At 63.0% G+C, this 24382-nt stretch carries 24 protein-coding genes; 5 read left to right on the top strand and 19 right to left on the bottom strand.

Annotated features, from left to right (window positions below):
* Positions 1-2: 2 nt before the first annotated feature.
* Complete coding sequence (locus M3G19_RS07130) at positions 3-455, top strand: protein-export chaperone SecB (protein ID WP_259901925.1); 453 nt, start codon at positions 3-5, stop codon at positions 453-455.
* A 2-nt stretch (positions 456-457) separates the two neighbouring features.
* Here M3G19_RS07130 and M3G19_RS07125 read toward each other — a convergent pair whose 3' ends face one another.
* The 7 genes from M3G19_RS07125 to gdhA form a co-directional block, all read right to left on the bottom strand.
* On the bottom strand, positions 458-742 hold the full coding sequence (locus M3G19_RS07125) for an acylphosphatase (protein WP_210571714.1): 285 nt from the start codon (positions 740-742) through the stop codon (positions 458-460).
* Positions 743-767: 25 nt separating this feature from the next.
* On the bottom strand, positions 768-2318 hold the full coding sequence (locus M3G19_RS07120; protein WP_259901924.1) for a sodium:alanine symporter family protein: 1551 nt from the start codon (positions 2316-2318) through the stop codon (positions 768-770).
* 61 nt (positions 2319-2379) lie between these two features.
* Entirely contained in the window at positions 2380-3234 is an 855-nt protein-coding gene (gene mutM, locus M3G19_RS07115) for a bifunctional DNA-formamidopyrimidine glycosylase/DNA-(apurinic or apyrimidinic site) lyase (protein WP_259901923.1), read from the bottom strand.
* A 9-nt stretch (positions 3235-3243) separates the two neighbouring features.
* The gene (gene rnc, locus M3G19_RS07110) at positions 3244-4002 is read right to left on the bottom strand and encodes a ribonuclease III (RefSeq protein WP_259901922.1); all 759 of its coding nucleotides are present in this window, start codon (positions 4000-4002) and stop codon (positions 3244-3246) included.
* A gap of 11 nt (positions 4003-4013) precedes the next feature.
* Positions 4014-4577: a DUF177 domain-containing protein gene (locus tag M3G19_RS07105; RefSeq protein WP_259901921.1), complete on the bottom strand. Its 564-nt coding sequence runs from the start codon at positions 4575-4577 to the stop codon at positions 4014-4016.
* A 47-nt stretch (positions 4578-4624) separates the two neighbouring features.
* On the bottom strand, positions 4625-5398 hold the full coding sequence (locus M3G19_RS07100; RefSeq protein WP_259901920.1) for a DivIVA domain-containing protein: 774 nt from the start codon (positions 5396-5398) through the stop codon (positions 4625-4627).
* A 96-nt stretch (positions 5399-5494) separates the two neighbouring features.
* Entirely contained in the window at positions 5495-6844 is a 1350-nt protein-coding gene (gene gdhA, locus M3G19_RS07095) for an NADP-specific glutamate dehydrogenase (protein ID WP_396121759.1), read from the bottom strand.
* Positions 6845-7008: 164 nt separating this feature from the next.
* On the opposite strand from gdhA, the gene M3G19_RS07090 reads away from it, so the two are divergent.
* Positions 7009-8208 carry a glycerate kinase gene (locus tag M3G19_RS07090; protein ID WP_259901919.1) on the top strand — a complete coding sequence of 400 codons (1200 nt, stop codon included), beginning with the start codon at positions 7009-7011 and terminating at the stop codon, positions 8206-8208.
* Here the strand turns inward: M3G19_RS07090 and M3G19_RS07085 are convergent.
* Positions 8178-8606, bottom strand: coding sequence for a hypothetical protein (locus tag M3G19_RS07085; protein WP_246874798.1), 429 nt, complete (start codon positions 8604-8606; stop codon positions 8178-8180). The two genes, M3G19_RS07090 and M3G19_RS07085, sit on opposite strands and share 31 nt — an antisense overlap.
* Between M3G19_RS07085 and M3G19_RS07080 the strand changes: the two genes are divergently transcribed.
* The 3 genes from M3G19_RS07080 (at position 8605) to M3G19_RS07070 (ending at position 13886) form a co-directional block, all read left to right on the top strand.
* Positions 8605-9954 (top strand): DUF4921 family protein, encoded by a 1350-nt coding sequence (locus M3G19_RS07080; RefSeq protein ID WP_259901918.1) that lies wholly within the window; start codon positions 8605-8607, stop codon positions 9952-9954. The genes M3G19_RS07085 and M3G19_RS07080 overlap by 2 nt on opposite strands.
* A gap of 118 nt (positions 9955-10072) precedes the next feature.
* Positions 10073-11380: an amidohydrolase gene (locus M3G19_RS07075; protein ID WP_259901917.1), complete on the top strand. Its 1308-nt coding sequence runs from the start codon at positions 10073-10075 to the stop codon at positions 11378-11380.
* A gap of 118 nt (positions 11381-11498) precedes the next feature.
* Positions 11499-13886 carry a glycogen/starch/alpha-glucan phosphorylase gene (locus tag M3G19_RS07070; RefSeq protein WP_259901916.1) on the top strand — a complete coding sequence of 796 codons (2388 nt, stop codon included), beginning with the start codon at positions 11499-11501 and terminating at the stop codon, positions 13884-13886.
* A 143-nt stretch (positions 13887-14029) separates the two neighbouring features.
* On the opposite strand, the gene M3G19_RS07065 is transcribed toward M3G19_RS07070, so the two are convergent.
* The 11 genes from M3G19_RS07065 to hisH all read right to left on the bottom strand — a co-directional run bounded on the left by M3G19_RS07065 (position 14030) and on the right by hisH (position 24369).
* Positions 14030-14305, bottom strand: a complete 276-nt coding sequence (locus M3G19_RS07065) for a hypothetical protein (protein ID WP_259901915.1) — start codon at positions 14303-14305, stop codon at positions 14030-14032.
* A 51-nt stretch (positions 14306-14356) separates the two neighbouring features.
* Positions 14357-16780: an excinuclease ABC subunit UvrA gene (locus M3G19_RS07060; RefSeq protein ID WP_259901914.1), complete on the bottom strand. Its 2424-nt coding sequence runs from the start codon at positions 16778-16780 to the stop codon at positions 14357-14359.
* Positions 16781-16807: 27 nt separating this feature from the next.
* Entirely contained in the window at positions 16808-18235 is a 1428-nt protein-coding gene (gene pyk, locus M3G19_RS07055) for a pyruvate kinase (RefSeq protein ID WP_259901913.1), read from the bottom strand.
* 86 nt (positions 18236-18321) lie between these two features.
* On the bottom strand, positions 18322-19314 hold the full coding sequence (gene lgt / locus M3G19_RS07050; RefSeq protein WP_259901912.1) for a prolipoprotein diacylglyceryl transferase: 993 nt from the start codon (positions 19312-19314) through the stop codon (positions 18322-18324).
* Positions 19315-19365: 51 nt separating this feature from the next.
* The gene (locus tag M3G19_RS07045) at positions 19366-20205 is read right to left on the bottom strand and encodes an indole-3-glycerol-phosphate synthase (RefSeq protein WP_259901911.1); all 840 of its coding nucleotides are present in this window, start codon (positions 20203-20205) and stop codon (positions 19366-19368) included.
* A 73-nt stretch (positions 20206-20278) separates the two neighbouring features.
* Positions 20279-20983 carry a TIGR02234 family membrane protein gene (locus M3G19_RS07040; protein WP_259901910.1) on the bottom strand — a complete coding sequence of 235 codons (705 nt, stop codon included), beginning with the start codon at positions 20981-20983 and terminating at the stop codon, positions 20279-20281.
* Positions 20983-21375: a phosphoribosyl-AMP cyclohydrolase gene (gene hisI / locus M3G19_RS07035; protein ID WP_259901909.1), complete on the bottom strand. Its 393-nt coding sequence runs from the start codon at positions 21373-21375 to the stop codon at positions 20983-20985. The genes M3G19_RS07040 and hisI overlap by 1 nt, the downstream gene beginning before the upstream one ends.
* Positions 21375-22151 carry an imidazole glycerol phosphate synthase subunit HisF gene (gene hisF, locus M3G19_RS07030; protein ID WP_259901908.1) on the bottom strand — a complete coding sequence of 259 codons (777 nt, stop codon included), beginning with the start codon at positions 22149-22151 and terminating at the stop codon, positions 21375-21377. Before hisF ends, hisI begins: the two co-directional genes overlap by 1 nt.
* Positions 22152-22158: 7 nt before the next feature.
* On the bottom strand, positions 22159-22968 hold the full coding sequence (locus M3G19_RS07025) for an inositol monophosphatase family protein (protein WP_259901907.1): 810 nt from the start codon (positions 22966-22968) through the stop codon (positions 22159-22161).
* A gap of 6 nt (positions 22969-22974) precedes the next feature.
* On the bottom strand, positions 22975-23721 hold the full coding sequence (priA, locus tag M3G19_RS07020) for a bifunctional 1-(5-phosphoribosyl)-5-((5-phosphoribosylamino)methylideneamino)imidazole-4-carboxamide isomerase/phosphoribosylanthranilate isomerase PriA (RefSeq protein ID WP_259901906.1): 747 nt from the start codon (positions 23719-23721) through the stop codon (positions 22975-22977).
* A gap of 9 nt (positions 23722-23730) precedes the next feature.
* Complete coding sequence (gene hisH, locus M3G19_RS07015) at positions 23731-24369, bottom strand: imidazole glycerol phosphate synthase subunit HisH (protein ID WP_259901905.1); 639 nt, start codon at positions 24367-24369, stop codon at positions 23731-23733.
* Positions 24370-24382: the final 13 nt, after the last annotated feature.

Below are 24382 nucleotides of genomic sequence, written 5' to 3'. Positions count from 1 at the left end.
CGATGCCTGAAGCCAAAGACCATTCGGAACTTCGGGTGCGCGCGGGCGAGATCGCGGGCACCAGCAATCTCTTCGACGTCCGCCTCGTGCAGTCGACCGCGCGCCTCGAGCGGGTCCCCTCCCCTGACGCGCAATTGAGCGTGAGCGTCGAGATGACGCCGTCGGGAAGCATCTCGCTCGACGCGGGGACGAACGGTCTGCTCCTCATCAATGCCGATTTCACCGTCACCATCGTGGACGCGGGAAACGATTCGGAGCCGGTCGCCTCGGTCGAGTGCACCTTCGTCGCCGCTTTCGAACCGCACATGGACTCAGAGCCGGCGCAGGAGGCGCTAGACGCTTTCGCCGAGACCACCGGGTTGTTCGCGATCTACCCGTATGCGCGCGAGTACATTTCGGATGCCACGCGCCGGATGGGCCTTCCGGCGCTGGTTCTGGACTTATTGAAGCGGTAGGCCTACCGCTCTTCGAAGCCTGTCGCGCCGCGCGGTTCGCTGTACTGCGGCACGACGGCGCGCACCTCGCCGGGGCGCTTGGCGGTCGAGGGTTGCTCTTCAAGCAGAGCAAGAAGCTTATCGACGTCTGCCTGCTCCCCCTCCGCCACCACTTCCACGCGGCCGTCGCGCAGGTTCTTCGCATAACCGGCCAGCCCGAGTTCGAGGGCGCGGCTGCGCGTCCACCAGCGGAAGCCGACGCCTTGAACGTGGCCGGTGACGAATGCTGTCATGCGTGTGGTGCTCATGGGCACCACACTAGCTTTCGCCGCGTTAGATGCGGGTCAGGCCACCTTCGTCGGTGTCTTCTGCGGCGCCGTCGCGGCGCGCCGCATCGACGGTGATGCGGTCTTCTGCGCTGCGGCGGGTGACCGGATCAGAGCCGTCCCAGTACTCGACGTTCTTCAGCTCCGGCAGCATATCGCGGTGGAAGACCGGGTCGATGCCCTGGGCGCGCTGCTCACTGAAGTTCTTGAGGAGCTTGAAGGCGATGCCGCCGAGCGGGACGATCGCGATCAGGTTGATGAACACCATGGTGGCGGTCATCGTGTCGCCGAGCGCCCACACCAGCGGCAGGGAGCCGAAGGCACCGAAGATGACGAAGCCGATCACGCCGAGACGGAAAATGGTGAGAACGGATTTCTTCTTGGTCAGGTACTCGATATTCGCCTGCGCGAGGTAGTAGTTGCCGATCACGGAGGAAAACGCCAGGAAGAACAGGACGAACGTGATGAAATGGGCACCCCACGTGCCGACCGAGTCAGACAAGGAGGACTGCGTCAGCGCGGCGCCCTGCACTTCTTCGCCGTACGTCGGCGCGGGACCGAGAAGAATGATGAACGCGGTGATGGAGCAGACGATGAGGGTATCGAAGTAGACGCCCAAGGTCTGCACCAGCCCCTGCTTGACCGGGTGGGACACCGTCGCGGTGGCGGCGGCGTTCGGGGCGGAACCCTGGCCGGCCTCGTTGGAGAACAGACCGCGGCGCATGCCGTTCATGAATGCGGCGCCAACGGCCGCACCGGCGATCTCCTTGAAGCCGAGCGCGTGCTCGACGATGAGGGTGAACATGCCGGGGATCTCTCTGGCGTTCACGGTGAGCACGATGATGCCGAGAATGATGTACGCGAGGGCCATGAACGGGACGACGACCTGGGTGACATTGGCGATACGGGTGACACCGCCGAAGATGATCAACGCGGTCACAACGGCGACGATGCCGGCGACGACTGCCTTCATCATGTTCGAGTCGGTGCCCAAGGAACCGCCGACTGCCTCGACAATCGAGTTGGTCTGGATGGCGTTGTAGATGAAGCCGTACGTGAAAGAGATAGCCACAGCGAAGATGACAGCCAGGGGCTTCCACTTCTCACCGAGTCCACGGGTGATGTAGTACGCCGGGCCGCCGTGGTAGTTGCCATCGGCGTCCTTGGTCTTCCACAGCTGCGCCAACGTGGACTCGACAAACGCGGTGGCACCGCCAACCAGGGCGATGATCCACATCCAGAACACGGCGCCGGGGCCGCCCATCGTGATCGCCACCGCGACACCGGCGATATTGCCGGTGCCCACGCGCGAGGCTGCGGAGATGGTGAACGCCTTGAAGGCGGAAATGCCGCCGTATTCCTCATCGAGGTCCCGGCCTTCGCGGTCTTTGCCCTTCGGGCTTTCCGCCACTGCCTTGAACATGTCGGGGACCATGCGCAGCTGAACAAAGATGGTGCGCAGACCGAAGTAGGCACCCGCCGCCAGAAGCAGGAACGGGATGACCTTCCACAGGTTGTCGTTGACGATGTCCGTCACGAACAGCTCGAGTTTTTCCATGCCGAAAATTCTATATGCCAGTGGGGCCCACCAACGATTTTTGGTGGCGCTATGTCGTGTGTCAGCGCGTCTGGCACACCGGGCAGTAGTAGCTCGACCGGCCGTTGACTACGGTGCGTTCAATTGGAGTTCCGCAGCGCACACACGGTTTTCCCGCCTGCCCGTAGGCATTGAGCGAGCGGGAGAAGTAGCCGGAGGCACCGTTGACATTGACGTAGAGCGAATCGAAGCTCGTTCCGCCGGCTTCAAGCGCACGAGCCATGACGGCGCGGGATTCTTCGAGCACCGCCACAGAATCGCGCTGGCGCATCGCTTTGCCCTTGCGGGTGGGTTTCACGCCGGCGGCCCACATCGCTTCGTCGGCGTAGATGGAGCCGATCCCGCTGACCACGGACTGGTCGAGAAGAAGCGTCTTCGCCGCGACGTTCTTTTTGCGCATTGCGCGAGCGGTGGCCACGACATCGAAATCGGGCTCGAAGGGGTCGGGCGCGATATGAGGGATGGTGGCGGGAACGGGTCGGCCAGCACCAGGGTCCGGGGCGGTGAGCGGAACATACTGCCACGAACCGAAGGTGCGCTGGTCGACGAAGGCGAGCTCCTGCACGCCGCTTGCCGACGACAGTTGCGCACGGATACGCAAGTGCGGACTATCGACGAGACCAGGCTTTCCGACGAGCATCTGGCCGGACATGCGCAGGTGAACTAACAGCGCGGCGCCGTCGGAGAGCGTGAGCCAGAGGAACTTGCCGCGGCGGTCAGTACCGGTAATCGTCAGGCCCGGCAAGACCTCAGCAAGATCGACGTCATTGCCACGGACAGCGCGCGGGTGCAAAACCTCGACGGCACCGAATGTCGCGCCGACAACGTGGGTGTCGAGCCCACGGCGCACCACTTCCACTTCGGGGAGCTCAGGCACGTCCCTTCCCTACCCTTTACGCAATGCGACGGTTTCCGGGTGGTCTTTGAGGAAGAAGAACGCCTCGCGGGCAGCGTTTTGCTCCGCAGTCTTTTTGTTGTGGCCGCGTCCGGTGCCGCGGTCGGTGCCGTCGATAAGCGCGTGCGCGGTAAAGACTTGCTCGTGCTCTGGCCCCTCGGCCGTGGCGGTGTAGACGGGCGGGTTGCCGCCGAGCTCCGCGACACGTTCCTGGAGCTCCGTCTTCCAGTCCTGGATCCAGTGGGCATTGTCGATCTTGTCTGCGAAAAGGCGCAAGATGACGTCGCGGGTTGGGTTGAAACCGTGCTGGCGGTAGATGGCACCGAGCACTGCCTCAGTGGTATCCGCCAGGATGGAGTCCTTATCGCGGCCGCCGGTCGTCTCCTCGCCTTTGCCCAGCAGAATGTGCGCGCCAAGGCCGATTTCGCGGGCGACCTCCGCGAGCCCGTAGCGCGACACGATGCGGGCGCGCATCGGCGACAAGTCCGACTCCGGACGCGAGGGGAATTTCTCAAATAACGCATTCGCAATGGTCAGACCAAGCACTGCGTCACCGACGAACTCGAGGCGCTCGTTATTCGGCAGCGTGCCGTGCTCGTTCGCGAACGAGCGATGCGTCAATGCGAGACGCAGCTTGTCCGGTTCGACGTCGACGCCGAGCTTGTCCAGCAGCGGCGTGTGGTCGACAGCCGCGAATGCCTCAGCCAAGGCCTGATCGCCTGGGATCTTGTTCTTTTTCGCGCGTGGCACATGACCCCCAGCTATTTCTCGGAGCCGGATTCGGTCCCACCGAGGAATTTCTCCAGACCAGCCCAGCGCGGGTCCACAAGGTCGTTTTGTTCGCCGGAGACACCGTCGGGCGAAGGAACGTCGGAGTCTTCCGGGCAAGCGGGCTCGCACACCGGGTTGAAGGGCAAGTTCAGGCCGACTTCGTCGATGAAGGCCTGCTCGAGATTGACGGTGTCGTCGACAATCACCGGGACATCGTCGCCTGACCCGTCGTCTTCTTCACCGGAGTCGTCTCCCGTGATGAAGTCGTCGGAGCCGGAGAACACCTGGGAGACGGAAATCTCCTCGGTGGGCGTGAGCTCACGGAGACAACGGACACAGTGCCCCTGGAGCTGGACATTCGCCGTAGCGTCGACGAGCACGCCCCCGCCGAGCGGAGTCACGGTCGCTTCGACGGTGATCTCTTGGCCTTCGGGGATGGCGATCATTTCCGGGCCGATGCGCGACGGCGACGGGCCGGTCAAGGTGGTGGTCACCGGAAGCCCGTCGCCACGCTGGGCTTCCGACACGTCCACAACAAAGGGATTAGTAGCCATAACGCACCCCACAATACATCGCGGTCGATACCGCGGGCCGGGGAGAGTTAACGAGCGTAACCGCCGCGGTCATCGCGCTCGACACGCTCGACGCGCTCAACGCGAATATCGCGTGCGCCGCGGTCGTAGCGGCCCGACGCGCCAGCACCCTGACGCAGTGCGGAGCGGTCGGAGGTGACAGTGCGCAGCACCCCGCTCAAGGTCTCCTCGAATTCGGCGAGCTTGCCGTCGACATAGTCGTCGCATTCGCCGCGCAGACGGCTGGACTCGGCATGCGCGGATTCGACGATACGGTGCGCTTCTTCGTCGGCACGGCGGGTGACCTCAGCCTCGGAGACGAGACGCTGCTGCTCCTGGAGGCCTTCAGCGACAGAGCGATCGTAGGATTCGTTACCGTCGGCGACCAGACGCTCCGCTTCTCGACGAGCGCGCTCCACCATCTGCTCCGCCTCATCCCGCGCGCGGGTCACGGTGCTGTTGGCATCTTCTTCAGCATTGGCGACCATGACGGTGGAACGCTGCTGAGCATCGCTCAACATGGAATCGGATTCATTGCGGGCATCGGTAACGAGGCGCTGGGCCTCCCCTTCCGCATCGCCGATAATCGCGTCCGCGCGGTCCTCGGCGCCGCGCAGGATCTCGTCCTGCTTATCCAGAACGTCTTGCGCATCGTCGATCTCGACGGGGAAGGCGTTACGGATGTCGTCGAGAAGCGCGAGCACTTCGTTGCGGGGAACCATGCAGTTCGACGTCATCGGAACGCCGTAGGCCTGTTCGACGGTGTTGACCAGTTCATCGAGAGCTTCAAATACGCGGTACATGAGCCCAACTGTACTGGTGAAACGACGAACGCCCCGGCAAGCCGGGGCGCGTGTCCTGCAATAGCTCGGCAGAAAGCCGACCTGGAATGAACCAGCCTAAATGATGCCCTGGGCGAGCATTGCGTCGGCGACCTTCTTGAAGCCAGCGATATTCGCGCCCACCACGTAGTCACCCTCGTGGCCGTATTCGGCGGCGGTGGCAGAGGTGTTGCTGAAAATATCTTCCATGATCTGCTTCAGACGGGAGTCCGTGTACTTGAAATTCCACGAGTCGCGCGATGCATTCTGCTGCATCTCCAGCGCGGACGTGGCCACACCGCCGGCGTTCGCAGCCTTGCCCGGCAGGAAGTGGATCTTGTTCTCACGGAAGATCTCGATAGCTTCGGCGGTGGACGGCATATTCGCGCCCTCCGCAACGTACTTGATGCCGTTATCGACGAGCTTCTGAGCGTGCGCGCCCTCAAGCTCGTTCTGGGTCGCGCACGGCAGCGCGACATCGGCCTCAAGGTCCCAGATGGAGCCCTCGTCGTGGAAGGTCACACCGTCGACCTTCTCGGCATATTCGGAGACGCGGCCGCGGCGGACCTCCTTGATTTCCTTGAGCAGCTCAAGGTCGACGCCGTTGGGAGTTTCCACCCAGCCAGACGAGTCAGAGAACCCGACGACGGTCGCACCGAGCTCCTGTGCCTTAGCAATGGCGTAAATAGCCACATTGCCGGAACCGGAGACAATCACCTTGGCACCGCTGAGGGATTCGCCGTTTTCCTGCATCATCTGGTTGGTGATGTAGACGGTGCCGAAACCGGTGGCCTCGGTACGGACAAGAGATCCGCCCCAGGTCAAGCCCTTACCGGTGAGGACACCAGACTCGTGCTCGTTGGTCAGGCGACGGTACTGACCGAACAGGTAGCCGATCTCGCGGCCGCCGACGCCGATATCACCGGCGGGGACGTCACGGTACTCGCCGATGTGGCGGTGCAGCTCTGTCATAAAGGACTGGCAGAAACGCATGACCTCGGCCTCGGACTTGCCCTTCGGGTCAAAGTCGGAGCCGCCCTTGCCGCCGCCAATCGGCAGGCCGGTCAGGGAATTCTTGAAGATCTGCTCGAAGCCAAGGAATTTGATGATGCCGAGGTTCACACTCGGGTGAAAGCGCAGGCCGCCCTTGTACGGGCCGAGCGCGGAGTTGAACTGGACGCGGAAGCCGCGGTTGACGCGCACTTCCCCATCGTCCGCGATCCACGGGACGCGGAAGATGATCTGGCGCTCCGGCTCGCAGAGACGCTCGATCAGGCCGTAGTCGTTGTAGTGAGAATCTTTCTGCAGAACGATCTTGAGCGAATCAAGAACCTCCGCAACCGCTTGGTGGAATTCCGGCTCCCCTGCATTACGCTTCAGAAGCTTGTTGTAGTACCCCGAGATCTGGTCTTCGTTCGACGTCACCATCGATCCTTTCTTCCGACTGCTCGATAATTAGAAAACTATAGTCCGGGAAAGAGTGATTGAATCCGCTTCTCAACTGAATTGATAACGTCTGGGGCGCCAAACGCAATGATTGACCGCGACCGATTCCGCCGCGCCACGCAGGAAAATAAAGGAGCACTCCCACCATGGTGAATACTCGCCCGATGGCCGCAGGTTCTTCGGCAGACGAAGAGACTGCGGGCTTACCAGCGAATTTCGTAGCTGATGCAAAGACGGTCCGCGTCGTCGTCGCGCCGGACTCTTTCAAAGGAACAGCGAGCGCCCACGACGCGGCGGAGTGGATCGCGGAAGGCATTCAATCCGTAATTATTGACTGTGACGTTGATCACATACCCATGGCTGATGGGGGCGAGGGAACAGCGGAGCTCTTTAGTGGCGAGTCCATCACACTTCCCACGACCGACGCTGCCGGACGCCTGACCGAAGCCAGCTACGTCTACAACGCAGCCGAGGAAACGGCCTATATCGATGTCGCCGCCGCGACGGGATTGCCTGCTGTGAAAGACAAGCCCGTACCGCTTACCGGTGATACCTACGGCACCGGTGTGCTGATTGCGGACGCGCAGACCCGCGGTGCGCGACGCATCGTGCTGTGCCTCGGCGGTTCGGCAACGATCGACGGCGGGACCGGAATTCTCGTCGCGCTCGGCGCGAACCCGCTCAATGTCGACGGCCATCCGCTGCGCCATGGTGGCGGCGCACTGGGAGAGCTCGACCATTTCGACACCGCCAAGGTGAATATTCCCGCCGCGTCGGTGGACTGGGTGTTGCTCGCCGATTCGGAGTTCCCGGCCACCGGCCCGCAGGGCGCAGCGCGCATCTTTGGACCGCAGAAGGGTGCGAGTCCCGCAGACGTCGAGCAGGTCGACACGGCGCTGGCGCACCTGTGCAAGGTCACTGGCGTAGACCCGGACCAGCCCGGATACGGTGCAGCGGGCGGCCTTCCCATCGGGATCACGTGGCTGTCCGAGCTGATGCACGGCAACACAGACCACGTCCAGGTCGTCTCCGGCGCGCGCACCGTCGCGGCTGCCCAAGGACTCAAAGAGAAGATCGCGGAAGCGAATTTCGTGGTCACCGGCGAAGGGAAATACGACGAGCAGTCCGCCGCCGGCAAGGTCGCCTCTGTGGTGACGGAGCTCGCACAAGACAGCGGAGCGACCGTGGCGATTCTCGCCGGCGCCTTCGAGGCTGATGTGCCAGAAGGCACCCTCGCGGTGAATATCGGTGAACAGGATGACCACGACGATGTCCGCGCGCAGCTGATCCACGCGGGTGCTCAAGCCGCAGTGGCCTACCTCAATACCTCGACAGCCCAGGGATAGACGGCGGGCAACTCGAAGTCCATTTGGCGCTCCAGCGCCACCGGATCGTTCGGCAGCTCCGCCTTCGGCGTTAGCACGCGGGACAAGCCCATGGCGAGCTGGTTCATCGAACTCGCCCCCTCTGCCGAAATGAGGTAGCGCTGCACGATAGCGTCTCCCGGTTCCTCGCCGCGCTCTTCTTCAAAGGCGCGGCGAAACAGCGCCACCATGTCCTCGTGCACATTCGGGTCCTTGTCGCGCTCCACGGAACCAGAGGTGAGGCGTTCATGGCGCACGAGGATCTCCACGGCGCGCGAAAACGCCTCCTCCACCTGCTTTCCTGCGGCGTCGTCGGGAACAATCACGTCAAACTGGATCGTCGGCATGCAGCCAGCGTAGCGAATAGCCTTGGTGGACATGACACACCCAACGGTTCCCTTGTCGACCCCCCTGTCCGCCTCGCGGGACCCACTGCAGCGGATGGCGGACGGCACACTCAAACAACTCAACCCTTTCACCGGCACGCAGGTCTGGACTGTGCCGGGCCGCGGAAACAGGCCACTGTCGGTCCCGCTAAAGGAACCGGAGCAGCTCAAGCCGGAGGATTTCACGGCCAGGTGCAATTTTTGCGTCGATAAGCTGCTTCAAACGCCGCCCGAGAAATCGCGCACGGTGTCCCGCGACGGGCGATGGGAGATTATCCGCGACCTGCTCCCCCACGAGCTGGGCGACACTCAGGCCGCTTTTCGCCGCGTGCCCAACCTGTTTGAAATCGTCTCCTACGATTACTGGGCGCAAAATTACGGCTTCACCATGGATGAATCCCGCGCGAACCAGATGGAACGCTACCTCGCGGACGACGAAGGGCGCCGCCATGTTCTCGACATCGTGCGCACACGACTGAAGGCATCGGGGCAGGACGATAACGTCAGCGAAGAAGAACTTCTCTCCCACGCTCCTGCGTATTTCGGCGGCGGCCACGACGTGATCATCGCCCGCCGCCATTTCGTCGACGGCGCGACGGATTCCACGCAGCTCGCGTCCTCCGGCACCTTGTCGCTCGACGAGCACTACGGCTTCATCGCGTTCACTATCGATTCCTTGCGCGACCTGTACGAGCGCAACCGGTACGCACCGTATGTCTCTGTCTTCCAGAACTGGCTTGCTCCGGCGGGCGCATCATTCGAGCACCTGCACAAACAGCTCGTGGCTATTGACGAACGCGGCATGCATTCCGAACTCGAGATCGCCAAGCTGCGGCAGAACCCCAATATGTACAACGAGTGGGGCGTGAACTTCGCGAGCTACCACAACCTGATCATCGCGGAGAACGAACACGCGGTGATGTGCGCTGGCGTCGGCCACCGCTACCCCACCATCAACGTGTACTCGAAGTCCCCGACCCCGGAGCCGTGGCAGCAAACCGCAGAGGAGGTGCGTGGGATGTCGGACATCCTCCACGCCGCGCACGCCGGCACCGGGCCTGAGGTCCCGTGCAACGAGGAATGGCACCACAAGCCAATCGATTTGGATGTGCCCATGCCGTGGCGCATCAACATTAAGTGGCGCGTCTCGGTTCTCGCCGGCTTCGAGGGCGGCACGAAGATCAACGTCAACACCCTCTCCCCGTACGATATCCGCGACCGAATGGTCAGCAGCCTGTACGAATTGCGCGAACAGGGCCGGATCTCAAACGAGATCCGCATCGCCACCGAATGCGCGCCGGCCCGCAACGTGCTGCGGTACAACCCGGTGTTGGGCCGCTGACCCGAAACGTGCCGGTGAGCACTACGAAACCATCCGGCCTACACTAGACGAATGCGCGACTGTGACTGCACGGTCGCAACCGGCATTGAACAAACTGAACAAGGAGGCCCTGAGCTACATGCCCGCCCATGCTGATCCGAATGCGATCAAGGAGATTCTGCAGAACTACACGGTGGATCCTGCATGGCAGCGCGACCTGTACCAGTACCTGCACGCACACCCCGAGCTGTCCATGCAGGAAAAGAACACTCACGCGCGCATTCTCAAGGAGCTCGAGCGTTTCGATTGCCGTGTTATCGCCCCGATCGGCGGGTACGGCATCGTCGCGGTCTTCCACAACGGGGAGCCGACACACGGCTCAGCCGGCCCGACAGTGCTTTTCCGCGCGGATTTCGACGGGCTCCCGGTCACGGAGACAACGGGCGCGCCGTACGCATCGACGGACACAGCAACGCGTGACGACGGCACCGTGACCGGCCTCATGCACGCCTGCGGCCACGATATGCACGTGACTGCCCTCCTTGGCCTGTGCGACATCATGGACAACAACAGGGAACACTGGTCAGGCACATTCGTGGCTCTGTTCCAGCCCGGCGAGGAGATCGGCCGCGGCGCGACTGCCATGATCACCGACCGACTCACCGACCGCATTCCCCGCCCCGACATCTGCCTGGGCCAGCACGTCATGCCCGGCCGCGCCGGCCAAGTGCAGACCAAGCCGGGCCCGCAGTTCGCGGCCTGCGATTCCATCCGCATCCGCATCCCGGGCCGCGGCGCCCACGGTTCGATGCCCCACGCTGCTGTCGACCCGACCTACACGGTGGCTCACATCATCCTGCGCCTGCAGGGCATTGTCGGCCGCGAAGTCGCCCCGAAGGATTTCGCGGTGGTCTCCGTCGGCCAGGTGAATGCCGGCATGACGAACAACATCATTCCCGACCACGCTGAGCTGGTAGTCAACTGCCGTTTCTACAACGACACGGTGAAACACAAGGTGTACGAGGCGATCCAGCGCGTTGTTATCGCGGAATGCGAGGCATCCGGCATCAAGGAGGAGCCGTATTTCGAGTACTTCGCTCACGGCGAGCTGCTGGACAATGACCGCGGCGCGTTCATGACAGTCCGCTCCACCTTCGACGAGGTCTTCGGGCCTGACTCGGTGGATTCGGAGCCGTCGACTGTGTCGGAGGACTTCCCGAATATTCCGCTGGCGTTCGGGGTTCCCTATATCTTCTGGCTCATCGGCTCTACCCCGCGCACTGTCTGGGATAAGGCTGTCGCGGAAGACCGTGTCATCACTGATGTGCCGGTGAACCACATGCCCACATTCCTGCCGGAATATGAGCCCACGGTGTATGCCGCCACGAATGCTGCTGCGGCAGCTGTGCTCACGTATCTCGCGCACCCGCTCGACCGTCAGCCGTAGACTCGGCTTCCCGCGCGCCGCTTCGTCCCCACCAGCGTTCCGATCCCCCGGTACAGTGGCGCGTGTTAGCGATCCTTCTAGATGATCTGACCATCTGATGACCTGAGGTAATCAACGCATGAATTTGCCAGCTAAACCCCCTGCTTTCATGGACACGGTCGGCGGCCACGTCCGGTCCGTCTCCGGCTCCGCTCCCGAGACCTCGACCCGCAAGAAATTCTGGACCGGCCTGTCCCTGGCCACGATGGAGCAGTTCGCCGACAAATGGGATGAAACCCGCAAGGCGTACAAGGCGACGCGCCAGCAGGCGTATTTCTCCGCCGAGTTCCTCATGGGCCGCGCTTTGTTGAATAACCTCACCAACCTGGGGCTTGTCGACGACGCTATTAAGGCGGCAGAGGAGAACGGCCACGACTTCCTCAACGCTCTTGAGGCCGAGCACGATGCCGCGCTCGGCAACGGCGGCCTGGGCCGTCTCGCTGCCTGCTTCCTCGATTCGGCTGTGACGCAGGATTACCCGGTCACCGGTTACGGCCTGCTCTACCGCTACGGTCTGTTCCGACAGGAGATCGAAAACGGCTTCCAGAAGGAGCACCCGGACGCATGGAAGGAGAGCTTCTACCCGTTCATCGTCCGTCGCGGCACGCAGCAGCGCATCGTGAAATTCGACGACATGCACGTCCGCGCGATCCCCTACGACATGCCGATCACCGGCTACGGCACCGACAATGTGGGCACCCTGCGCCTGTGGAATGCGTCGCCGATGGCTGAGTTCGACTACGACGCTTTCAATTCCCAGCGCTTCTCCGACGCAATCCTGGAGCGCGAGGCAGTCCATGACCTCACCCGCGTGCTGTACCCGAACGACACGACGTACGAGGGCAAGGTGCTGCGTGTGCGCCAGCAGTACTTCTTCGTGTCGGCATCGCTGCAGGAGATGATCGACAATTACATCGCGCACCACGGCGAGGACCTGCGCGGCTTCGCCGAGTACAACTCCGTTCAGCTCAACGACACCCACCCGGTGCTGGGCATTCCGGAGCTCATGCGCCTGCTTCTCGACGATCACGGGATGACCTGGGAAGACGCTTGGGACGTGACCACCAAGACGTTCGCCTACACCAACCACACGGTGCTCGAAGAGGCTCTGGAGACCTGGGATGTGTCCATCTTCGAGAAGCTCTTCGGCCGCATCTGGGAGATCGTCGTGGAGATCGATCGCCGTTACCGCGAGGACATGGCGTCCCGCGGGATCGGCCCGGAGGACGCGCATCACTACTCCCCGGTCCACGACGGCAAGGTCCACATGGCCTGGATCGCCTGCTACGCCTCGTACTCCATCAACGGCGTCGCCGCGATCCACACCGACATTCTGCGGCGCGACACCCTGAACTACTGGCACGAGCTCTACCCAGAGAAGTTCAACAACAAGACCAACGGCGTCACTCCGCGCCGTTGGCTGCGCATGTGCAACCCGCGCCTGTCCGAGCTGCTCGATCGTCTCGTCGGCTCCGATGCATGGGTCACGGACATGGACAAGCTCAAGGAGCTGCGCCACTACGCCGAGGATGACGCGGTGATGGAGGAGCTCCGCGAGATCAAGGCGGCCAATAAGCAGGACTTCGCCGACTGGGTGCGCGTGCACGAGGGCGTGGAGATCGATCCTGAGTCGGTCTACGACACGCAAATCAAGCGCCTCCACGAGTACAAGCGCCAGCTGCTCAACGCGCTCTACATTCTCGACCTGTACTTCCGCATCAAGGACGGCGAGAAGGACATTCCGAAGCGCACGTTCATCTTCGGCGCGAAGGCGGCGCCGGGCTACGACCGCGCCAAGGCGATCATCAAGCTGATCAACACCATCGGCGACATGGTCAACAACGACCCGGAAGTCTCGGAGTACTTGCGCGTGGTCTTCATCGAGAACTACAACGTATCGCCCGCCGAGCAGATCATTCCCGCCACGGATGTCTCCGAGCAGATTTCCACCGCGGGCAAGGAGGCCTCGGGCACGTCCAATATGAAGTTCATGATGAACGGTGCGCTCACCTTGGGCACGATGGACGGAGCGAACGTGGAGATCGTCGATTCCGTTGGCGAGGACAACGCGTACATCTTCGGCGCCCGCGAGGAGGAACTTCCGGAGCTGAAGAAGAATTACAACCCGACCGAGGTCTACGAGAACAACCCCGCCATCAAGCGCGCGCTTGATGCGCTTATCGACGGCACCCTCGACGACAACCACACCGGCATCTTCGCCGACCTGCGCGATTCACTGCTTGTCGACGGCGGCTGGAATACCCCGGACCCCTACTACGTCCTGGGCGATTTCGAGTCCTACAAGGAGACCCGCGACCGCATGGCCGCGGAGTACTTCGATGACCCGCTGCACTGGGCGCGCATGTGCTGGATCAATATCTGCGAGTCCGGCCGCTTCTCCTCCGACCGCACGATCCGCGATTACGCCACCGAGGTCTGGAAGATCGACCCGACCCCGATCGCTTAAGGGTTAGACGCGGGGCGCCGCCGGGGTGGGGCTGGTTGCGGCGCCGAGCGCCACCGTGCTGGCGACGGCGAGAGCAGCGAGACGTTGACGGATCATTGTTCTTCTCCTTCGTTGTGCGTCGGTGATCTTTGTGCCGTCTGTCGTTATTTCTTGTTCGGGCAGTACTGGGGAATGAGGCCCGAGCAGGCGTGGTCCGGACCTGCAATGTAAGCCAGAGCCGCACTCGACAGCATCGGCGGAAGTGAAATCACCAAGCTGATCATTTCTTTGAACTGATCGAAAGCGGGCAGCGCCGACATCTGCGCGGCAGCAGGTTGCGGTTGCTCCGGTTCGGCGGCGGCAGTCGGGATGTGGATTGCTGTAGCGCCGAACGCGATCGTGCTTGCGACGGCGAGGGCGGCGAGACGTTGACGGATCATTGTTCTTCCTCCTCGTTGTTCAACATCAGATCCTTGCACCCCGTCTATCGATTAGGCTCGCGAAAACAATACACGTCCAGTGGGAGTGTTCTTCCCGGCCAGTTCAGAGGGGGTTCCGTCGGCGATGATCTGCCCACCCTCGGCACCTGCGCCCAGCCCCATCTCGATGACGCGGTCGGCCTGCGCGATGACCGACATGTCGTGCTCGACCACGATCACGGTCTGACCAGCGTCGACAAGGCCATTCAACTCTTTCACCAACAGTTCGATATCCGCCGGATGCAAGCCGGTTGTCGGCTCGTCAAGCAGGTACACCGTGTGGCCCCGGCGCGAATTGCGCGAGCGCTGCAACTCGGTGGCGAGCTTGATGCGCTGTGCCTCACCGCCGGAAAGCTCCGGGGCACCCTGGCCAAGCGTCAAGTATCCCAAGCCGACCGCCTGCAAAGTCTCGACGGCGCGGAGAATCTTCGCCTCATCGGCGAAGACGTCTGCCGCTTCGTCCACGGTGAGTCCGAGCATGTCGGCGATCGTGCGGCCCTCCCACGTGATCTCGAGGGTTTCGTCGTTGTACCGCGCGCCACGGCAATCCGGGCATGTCGTGTACGAGCCGGGCAGGAAAACCAGCTCAACCTCGATCTTTCCTGCACCGCCACACGTCGGGCACTGCCCCTGCTTCACGTTGTAGGAAAAGCGCGAGACAGTCCACTTCCGCTTCTTCGCCTCGGGGGTAGATGCGAAGAGCTTGCGTACGCCGTCGAAAAGCCCGGTGTACGTTGCGAGCGTCGAACGCGGCGTCCGGCCGATCGGCTTCTGGGTGATCTGCACAATACGGCTCACAGCATCGAAACCAGCACGCTTATCGACGCTCCACTCCCCCGTATCCTGCGCCCCGTCCTCGTCATCAGCCACGCTGGAGGCCCCCTCGCGCAGAACCCCGGCGAGCACGGTGCTGACGAGTGTGGACTTGCCGGAGCCGGAGACTCCCGCCACTGCGGTGAACTGGCCCAAACCGAAATCGACGTCGAGGTCGTCGATGGACCTGGCGTGGACTCCTGAAAGCGACAGGGTTCCTGTGGCGTCCCGCGGGTCGTCGTTAAGCGAAAGCGTGCGATTGCCCAGCGCGTTCGCGGTAGGCGTGTCCGCGTCGTAGTCCGCAGTGGGGCCGGAATAGACCACCGCGCCGCCGCGTTCGCCTGCACGCGGACCGACATCGACGAGCCAATCAGTCTCCGCAACAAGCTCCATGTCGTGCTCGACCAGCAGGACGGAATTGCCGGCGGCGATGAAACGACGGCAAATATCGAGCACCGCATCGCGCTCGGACGGGTGCAAACCCGCCGATGGCTCGTCAAGCACGTACGCCACGCCGAAAAGGCCGGAACGCAATTGCGCGGCGAGACGGATGCGCTGAAGCTCGCCCGCGGACAGCGTCGGTGCAGGCCGGTCGAGACTCAGGTGCGCAAGCCCCAGGTCGAGCGCGGACTGCAACGCCGGGAGGATCTGCTTGAGCAGGAGATCTTCAGCAGAATTCTCCTCCGGGGTCTGCTCCGACAGCACGGCGTGAACGCGGTCGAGGGGCAGGGCGCCGAGCTCGTCGATAGGCATGCCCGCGTAGGTGACCTTGAGCGCTTCTGGATTGAGGCGGCGGCCGTGGCACGTCTCGCACGTGCGGGATTCCATGTACGACAGGACGCGCTTGCGCAAGGTGTCGGACTGGGTTTCTGCAAGCGTGTTGGTCAGATAAGCCGCCACCGAGCGCCACGTGCCCTTGTAATTGCGCTGGATCTGGTCCTCGCCACGCAACGGCTTGACCGTGACCACGGGGCGCTCGTCTGTAAACAGGATCCACTCGCGGTCCTCTTGCGGCAGATCCTGCCACGGCGAATCGAGGTCATAACCGAGTGTTTGCAGGATGTCGTGGAAATTCTTGCCCGCCCATGCACCCGGCCAGGCTTGGATCGCACCGTCTTCGATGGACAGCGTCGGATCCGGAACCATCGATTGCTCCGTGGGCTCGTGCACGACCCCGGTGCCTTGGCAGGTCGGGCACATGCCCTCCGGCGTATTCGGAGAAAACGAGTCGGAATACAGCCCCTCCGGGTTATCGCCGGAACGCGAATACAGCAGGCGGATGCTGTTCGACAGCGCAGAAACTGTTCCCACGGTAGAACGTGCCCCGCCGCCGGACGTCGACTGCTGCAACGCCACCGTGGGCGGAAGCCCATCGATCTCCCCGACCTGTGGATCCACCGCCGAGCCGATGAGCCGGCGCGCAAAAGGCGCCACCGATTCAAGGTAGCGCCGTTGTCCCTCGCCGTGGATCGTGCCGAAAGCGAGGGAGGATTTGCCGGAACCGGACACTCCCGTCACCGCGACGAGAGCGCCGCGGGGAATGTCCACATCGACATTCTTCAGATTGTGCAGGTGGGCATCCCTGACTTTGATTCCAGTGGAAATCTCAGTTGTTTCAGGCATGCCCACCAGCGTAACGAGAGTGGGATTCTAACGCGGGTTGCGCGCGTCCTCTCCCAGCTGGTGCACGTGAATCATGTTCGTCGTGCCTGCGACTCCCGGCGGGGTGCCGGCGACGACGACCATCATGTCGCCTTCCTTGTACTTGTCGAGGTGCAGCAGCGATTCGTCGAGGACCTGCATCATCTGGTCGGTGTTGTCCACATGCTGGCACAGGAATGTCTCCGCACCCCAGGTCAGGGCGAGCTGAGAGCGCACCTCCTGGTTCGGTGTGAAGACCAGCAGCGGCAGGTGCGAGTGCAGACGCGCCATGCGACGAGCGGTTTCACCGGAGCTGGTGAAAGCAACGAGTGCGCGGGAGTTGAGGCGCTCCGCGATATCGCGCGCGGAATACGAGATCACGCCGCGCTTAGTGCGCGGAATGTGGTTGAGCGGCGGGACCGAGCCCATCGACTCCGCCACACGCACAATGCGGTCCATCGTGCGCACGACGTTGTGCGGGTCCACACCGATCGAGGTCTCACCGGAGAGCATGACCGCGTCAGTGCCGTCGAGCACGGCATTAGCCACGTCAGAGGCCTCCGCGCGGGTCGGACGGGAATTATCGATCATCGAATCGAGCATTTGCGTAGCGACGATCACCGGCTTGGCGTTCTCACGCGCGATCTGAATCACGCGCTTTTGCACCAGCGGCACCTGCTCGAGCGCGATCTCCACGCCCAAATCGCCGCGGGCGACCATGACGGCGTCGAAGGCCAGCACAATGGACTCGAGCGCGTCAACAGCCTCCGGCTTCTCCAGCTTCGCGATGACCGGCACGCGACGACCCTCCTCATCCATCACTTCGTGGACCAAGTCCACGTCGGACGGGGAACGCACGAACGACAGGGCGATGAAGTCCACGCCGAGCTTCAGCGCGAAGCGCAGATCCGCAATGTCCTTCTCGCTCAGCGCCGGCACGGAGATGTCCATCCCCGGCAGGGAGACACCCTTGTTATTGGAGACAGGTCCGCCCTCAGTGACCTCACAGACCACATCGTTGCCGTCGACTTCTTTGCAGACGAGGGCGACCTTGCCATCGTCGACAAGCAGGCGGTCGCCCGGCTTCGCATCCTGCGCAAGATTCTTGTACGTCGTAGACACGCGGTCATGCGTGCCCTCGACATCGTCAACCGTGATGCGGACGGTCTCACCCGTCTCCCAGTAGGTCTTACCGTCGCCTTCGAAGCGGCCGAGACGGATCTTCGGGCCCTGGAGGTCGGCGAGAATACCGACCGCGTGGCCCGTCTCGTCGGTCGCTTCGCGCACCCACTTGTAGTTCTGTTCGTGGTCCGGGTAATCACCGTGCGAGAAATTCAGGCGGGCGACATCCATGCCGTCACGCACGAGTCCAAGGATTGCGTCCTTGCTGGCTACTGCAGGTCCGAGAGTGCAAACAATCTTGGTGCGTCTATCCACAGCTTCCTTCTTCTGATCTATGCGGCCCAGCCGGGCTTTCAGCTGGCTGGACAAGGATTGGATACGTCGCCCACGCTACCGAAACACTATGGCTTTTGCTTCTGCGATTCTTCGCGCACGCCGACTGAAGTCTTCTGCTCTCCACGCTCCGCATCGGCAGCGTCTGCATCATCGAGCGATGCGGCGTGCTCTTCGTGCTTTTCGTCCGCGCCCTCCAGCTCTCGCGGATCAACTTCGTCCGGAGTTTCACGCCCGCGGCGCATGAGGAAGAACACAGTCGTGGAGACGATGAAGATCACCGCGGAAATCACGAAATTCACACGGAGACCGAAGATGGTGTTCGCGGCATCGTCACGCATCGTTTCCATGAAGACGCGGCCCAGAGTGTAGGACGCGATGTAAAGCACGAAGACGCGGCCGTGGCCGAGTCGGAAGCGCCGCTCCGCCCAGAGCAGGAACGCGAAAGCCGCGACATTCCAGATCATCTCGTACAGGAATGTCGGGTGAACGCTGGTGACGAGCTCGCCCGTGGAGCGTCCCGTCAACGGCGCGAAATTGCCGTTCTCATCGACGCGATAGAAGATGTCCAGCGCCCACGGCACATCCGTCGGGCGGCCGTAGAGCTCCTGATTGAAATAGTTGCCGAGACGGCCGATCGCCTGGGCGAGAATGATAGTCGGCCCGACCGCATCCGCGAACGGCGGCAGCGGCACCTTCCGGTACCGGAACAGCGCCCACACCGCGAGCGTGCCCAACGCCACCGCGCCCATGATGCCCAAACCGCCCGCGGAGAAGTTGAAGACCTGCCACGGGTCCTTGCCGGGCCCGAAATAGCTGTCGTAGTCCGTGACCACGTGATACGTGCGCCCGCCGATGATGCCGGCGGGAATAGCCACGATCGCCGCATCCCACACCATGTCCGGGTCCCCGCCGCGCGCCTTGTAGCGGCGCAGCGTAAGCGTCAACGCGACAATGATGCCGGTGATGATGCACAGCGCGTAGGCACGGATCGGGATCGGCCCGAGGTGCCACACGCCCTGCGGGGGCGACGGGAAATTAGCGAGAACTTCTGTAACCACGAAGATCAGTTTGCCTGATTACGGCTGCGATGGCGACAGCCCCGCGTGGTCTTAGCGCGACGGGCAGGCCGGGTGCTGGCCGGCAGCGACGAGACGCCGGGTGGCCGCGGTCACGTTGGTGCTGGTCATCACTGCCTCACCAGCGAGCACAGCATCGGCGCCAATGGAGGCAGCCGAGATCAAGTCGCGGGCATTGCGGACGCCGCCGAGACTGATCCGCAGCACGCTTTCCGGAAGGCCGGGCTCGATCTCGCCGAAGGCTTCGCGGTTCAGATCGTTCGTGTCGAACGTCCACGAGTTCACGCCGATCACCGATGCCCCGGCGCGTAGTGCCCGGTCGGCTTCCTCCACCGTGCGGACCTCTGCCATTCCCACCATGCCCAGGGATTCCACTCGGTCGAGCAGGCTCTCCAGCCGCGCCTGCTCCAAAAGGCCCACTTGCAGCGGCACCATATCGGCGCCGTAGCAGCGGGCCTCGTGAATTTGGTAAGGGTCGACGATCACGTCACGGCACACCATGGGAAGACTGGTCGCATTACGTGCCTGCTCCATGTCGTTAAGGGAGCCATCGAAACGCAAACGCTCCGTTTGGCACGCGATGAGTGCGGCGCCTCCGGCCTCAATCTCGGCGGCGAGATGCGCCATGGAGTCGATCACCCCGGTGGGGCCGAAAACGGGCGAGGTGCGTTTGATCTCCACGATCACCCCGCAGCCGGGGCCGAGCAAGGCGGCGCGGACATCCCTCGTCTCGGGCATGCTGCGCGAACGGGCTTTGATCTCCTTGAAAGGAATTTGTGCTTCGCGCTCGGCAACATCAGCCAGCACCCCCGCGACAACTGGATTGTGCGTCGCGTTGGTGACCAGCTGTTGCTTGCCCTGCACCGCGGTCATGCCTATGAGGTTATCGGTTTGTGTGCAGTCCACGAAATCAAGCGGTGCAAAAGTGTTCTACATGCGCGGAGTTTCACTCCGTCCGCTTGGGCCCAGTTCGCGTTTCAGTGTCGGTCGGGTCCAGATCCGCGTCGATCGCATCCCACAGAACGCGACCGGAATCGGGCTCAGATTCGAGATCCTGCTCAATTTTCTCGCGGCGTTGCGATGTCTTCTCGTACTTATTCACCGTCGCCGCGTCATAGCCGGGTCGGACCGCGAGCAGAAGGCCGCCAGCAGCGGCGGCGAGTGCACCCAGCACAGCTGCGATGGGGCCAAGTGCGGCAACATCGATACTGGAAATATTCGCCCACTCCGGGATCGCAGTCTCACCGACGGTGCTGCCGATAGCCGTTTCCTCACCGCCCAGGGTCAGCAATGCTTTAGCGCGTTCCGGGTCCGGCGAACCCGCCAGCAGCCCGAGCGGCGGAATGGTCACAGCCACGGCTGCGATAGCTCCGACTGCGCCGACGAGACGGCGGCCCCAGCGCCGCAAAGCCAGCCCAGCCACTGTGGCGGCGAGCAGCAACAGCACCACCGCTGTGACCTCCGTCGACCAGGTGGCGCCGTTGACGTCCACGGCGCCGTTACCCGTGCGGTCATCTTCGTAATTGACCGTCATCCAGCTCACGCGCGAAGCCAACCAGAGCACCAGCGCTCCGATTCCCATCAGCAGGGCGCCCAGGCGGGCATGGCGTTTGTCCTGGACTGGCTCGGTCGTTCCGTCAGTGTCGCTCATTATCGTCCTTCCTCCGGTGCGAGGAGTAGGTCACCATCGAAGCAGGTCCGGTCGCCAGTGTGGCAGGCTCCGCCCCGCTGCTCCACTTTCATCAGCACGGTGTCGCCGTCGCAGTCGAGGCGTACCTCCGTCACGTACTGAGTATTGCCGCTCGTGAGTCCCTTGATCCAGTATTCGGACCTGGAACGGGAGTAGTAGGTGCCGCGGCGCGTGGCCAGGGTGTAGGCGAGCGCATGCTCGTCCATCCACGCCATCATGAGCACCTCGTTTGTGCCAGAGGCTTGGACGACGGCGGGCACCAGCCCGGCATCATTGAAGCGGACGCGGTCACGGAGCGCGTCGTTGAGCTGGGCATTCTCAGGGGTGAGCTCATCGGTGGGGGTATCGCGCATTACTGACGCACCTCGCATCCGGCGTCGGCAAGCGCCTGCTTGACCTCACCGATGCTCACCTCGCGGAAGTGGAAGATGGAAGCGGCCAACACCGCGTCCGCCCCGGCGCGAACCGCAGGCGGGAAATGCTCGGCCTGGCCAGCACCTCCGGAAGCGATCACAGGAATGGAGACGGCCTCGCGGACGCGCTCGATGAGCTCGAGATCGAAGCCTTCCTTCGTTCCGTCGCCGTCCATGGAATTGAGCAGGATCTCCCCCACCCCGAGTTTCTCGCCCGTGCGAGCCCACTCGATGGCGTCCAATTCCGCGGAACGGGTGCCGCCGTGGGTGGTCACTTCAAATCCGGACGGCTGCGGGGTGCCGCCTTCCGGCACTCGGCGGGCGTCGACGGATAGAACAATGCACTGTGCGCCGAAGACCTGGGAGAGCTCGCGCAACAGCTCCGGCCGGGAGATAGCCGCGGTGTTGACAGAGACTTTGTCTGCGCCAGCACGCAAAAGCTCGCGCACATCGTCTTCCGTACGCACACCCCCGCCGACGGTGAGCGGAATGAACACCTGGTCGGCGGTGCGGCGCACCACGTCGAGCATCGTGCCGCGGCCTTGCTTGGAAGCGGTCACGTCGAGAAAGGTCAGCTCGTCTGCGCCCTGTTCACCGTAGAGCTTGGCCAGCTCCACCGGGTCGCCTGCATCACGCAGGTTTTCAAAGTTCACGCCCTTGACGACCCTGCCGTTGTCCACGTCTAGGCACGGAATCACCCTGGTTGCCACGGCCATGGCTCAATCACTTCCTTCCGGCTTCACGCTGAATGGACTTCATGGTACGCAGCACTGAAGCATGCACTTCGGGCGACCCAGCGATGACACCGAGGGAGCCCAACTCCCACGGCTTGCCATCCACGTCCGTGACAACGGCGCCGGCGCAGCGCGCGAGGAGCACACCGGAGGCGTTGTCCCACGGGAACGGCGAGAAGCTCACGGTGGCCTCGTAGATTCCTTGCGCGACGAAAGCCAAGTCAAGGCCGACCGATCCGCTGATCCGCGGGCGCATATTGGAGTATTCGAGTGCCTTGATCAGCTTCAGGCGGCTGTCGGGCGGAACACGGCTCGTGTCGTCGGTGCCCACAGTGCCCACACCGACTTGGTTGCTCACCGGCTTGACTTCGTCGATACGCGGAAGCTGCCTTCCGTTCAGCGTGAGGGCGGAACCTTCGGTGGCGGAAAGACGCATATTCAACATCGGCACATCCGTGACGGAAACGACCGGCTGGCCATCCACCACTAGGGAGATCAGCACCGCACAATTCGGGTTGCCCGAGGAGAAATTAGCGGTGCCGTCGATGGGGTCGACGACCCACAGGGCGTCGCTAAGCTTTTGCCCTCCCTTTTCTTCGCCGAGCACAGGAATCCCCGTGGATTCGGTGAGGTGCTTGCGCAGCGTCGTCTCGATCTGCAGGTCCACCTCTGTGGCGAAGTCGTTGGAGCTTTTATACAGCGCTGGTGCTGACCCGAGCCCCTCGACGAACTGCTGGCGCGCGATATCCGCAGCTTCCTCCGCGACCGCGAGGAACCTGTTCAACTCGTCTGCCTGCATTGCGCCCTACTCGTCCCCCGGCGCGGCCGCGGTTGCGAGGGCATCGCGCAGCGTGAAGCGCTTCTCGTAGAGAGCCTTGCCCACGATCACACTGTCAATGCCTTCATCGGCGTAACGCGCGATCTCGGCGATATCGGCGAGTGTGGACACGCCGCCCGACGCCGTCACAGCAGCGTCGGTGGCCGCGGAGACCTCGCGCAACAGGTCCATATTCGGGCCAGCAAGCGTGCCGTCCTTGCTCACATCGGTGACCACAAAACGCGCGCACCCGGCGGAATCGAAAAACTCGAGGACCTCCCACAAGTCGCCGCCGTCCGATGTCCAACCGCGGCCCTTCGTGCGCCACTCGCCGTTTTCTTCGCGCACGGCGATATCGACGGCGATCTTGTCGCCGTGCTTCGCGATCGCCTCGGCCGCCCAGTCCGGGTCCTCCAACGCAGCCGTGCCGATATTGACGCGCTTCGCACCCGTTGCCAGCGCGCGCTGAAGCGTCGCGTCGTCGCGGATGCCGCCGGTCAGCTCCACGTTGATGGACAGCGTCTTGGTGATCTCCGCCATCAGCTCGTGGTTGGAGCCGCGCCCGAACGCCGCATCCAGATCGACGAAGTGCAACCAGTCCGCGCCTTCTTCTTGCCACTGCAGCGCCGCGTCCAGCGGGGCGCCGTAATTCTTCTCCGTCCCGGCTTCCCCCTGATCAAGGCGGACAGCCTGGCCATCGACGACGTCTACTGCGGGCAGAACAGTGAAACTCATATCCGCAGTCTAATTCAGATGGCCGACCCAATTCCGCAACAACGTCAAACCGACATCCCCAGACTTCTCCGGGTGGAATTGCGTGGCCCACAGCGGGCCGTTTTCCACGGCTGCGACGAACCGCGAATTGCCATGCTGCGACCACGAGACTTTCGGCGCGGCGATGAAGTCATCCTCGGCCATCTCCCAGTTCTGCACGCCATAGGAGTGCACGAAGTAGAACCGCGTGTCCGCATCCAACCCCGCGAACATCTCAGAGCCGTCCGCCACATCGACGGTGTTCCAGCCCATGTGCGGCAAGACAGGGGCATCAAGCTTATCGACGACCCCCGGCCACTCCCCGCACCCTTCCGCCTCGATGCCATGCTCGACTCCCTTCTCGAACATCACCTGCAGCCCCACGCAGATCCCCAGCACCGGCCGACCGCCAGCCAACCGCTGCCCGATCAAGCGCGGCCCGGCGACGCCCTTCAACCCGCGCATGCACGCGTCGAATGCCCCGACCCCCGGCACAACCAGACCGTCTGCCTCCACCGCGATCATGGGGTCGCGCGTGACCACCACGTCCGCCCCGACATGCTCGAGCGCACGCTGCGCCGAGCGGAGATTTCCTGCACCGTAATCCAGAAGGGCCACCACATTGCTCATGAGTGGGAAGTCT

It is taken from the genome of Corynebacterium sp. p3-SID1194 (genome assembly GCF_025144155.1).
In the GTDB taxonomy this organism is placed as follows: Bacteria; Actinomycetota; Actinomycetes; order Mycobacteriales; family Mycobacteriaceae; genus Corynebacterium.
Note: the sequence above shows the minus strand (reverse complement) of the source record. Positions and strands in the feature narration are given on the sequence as shown.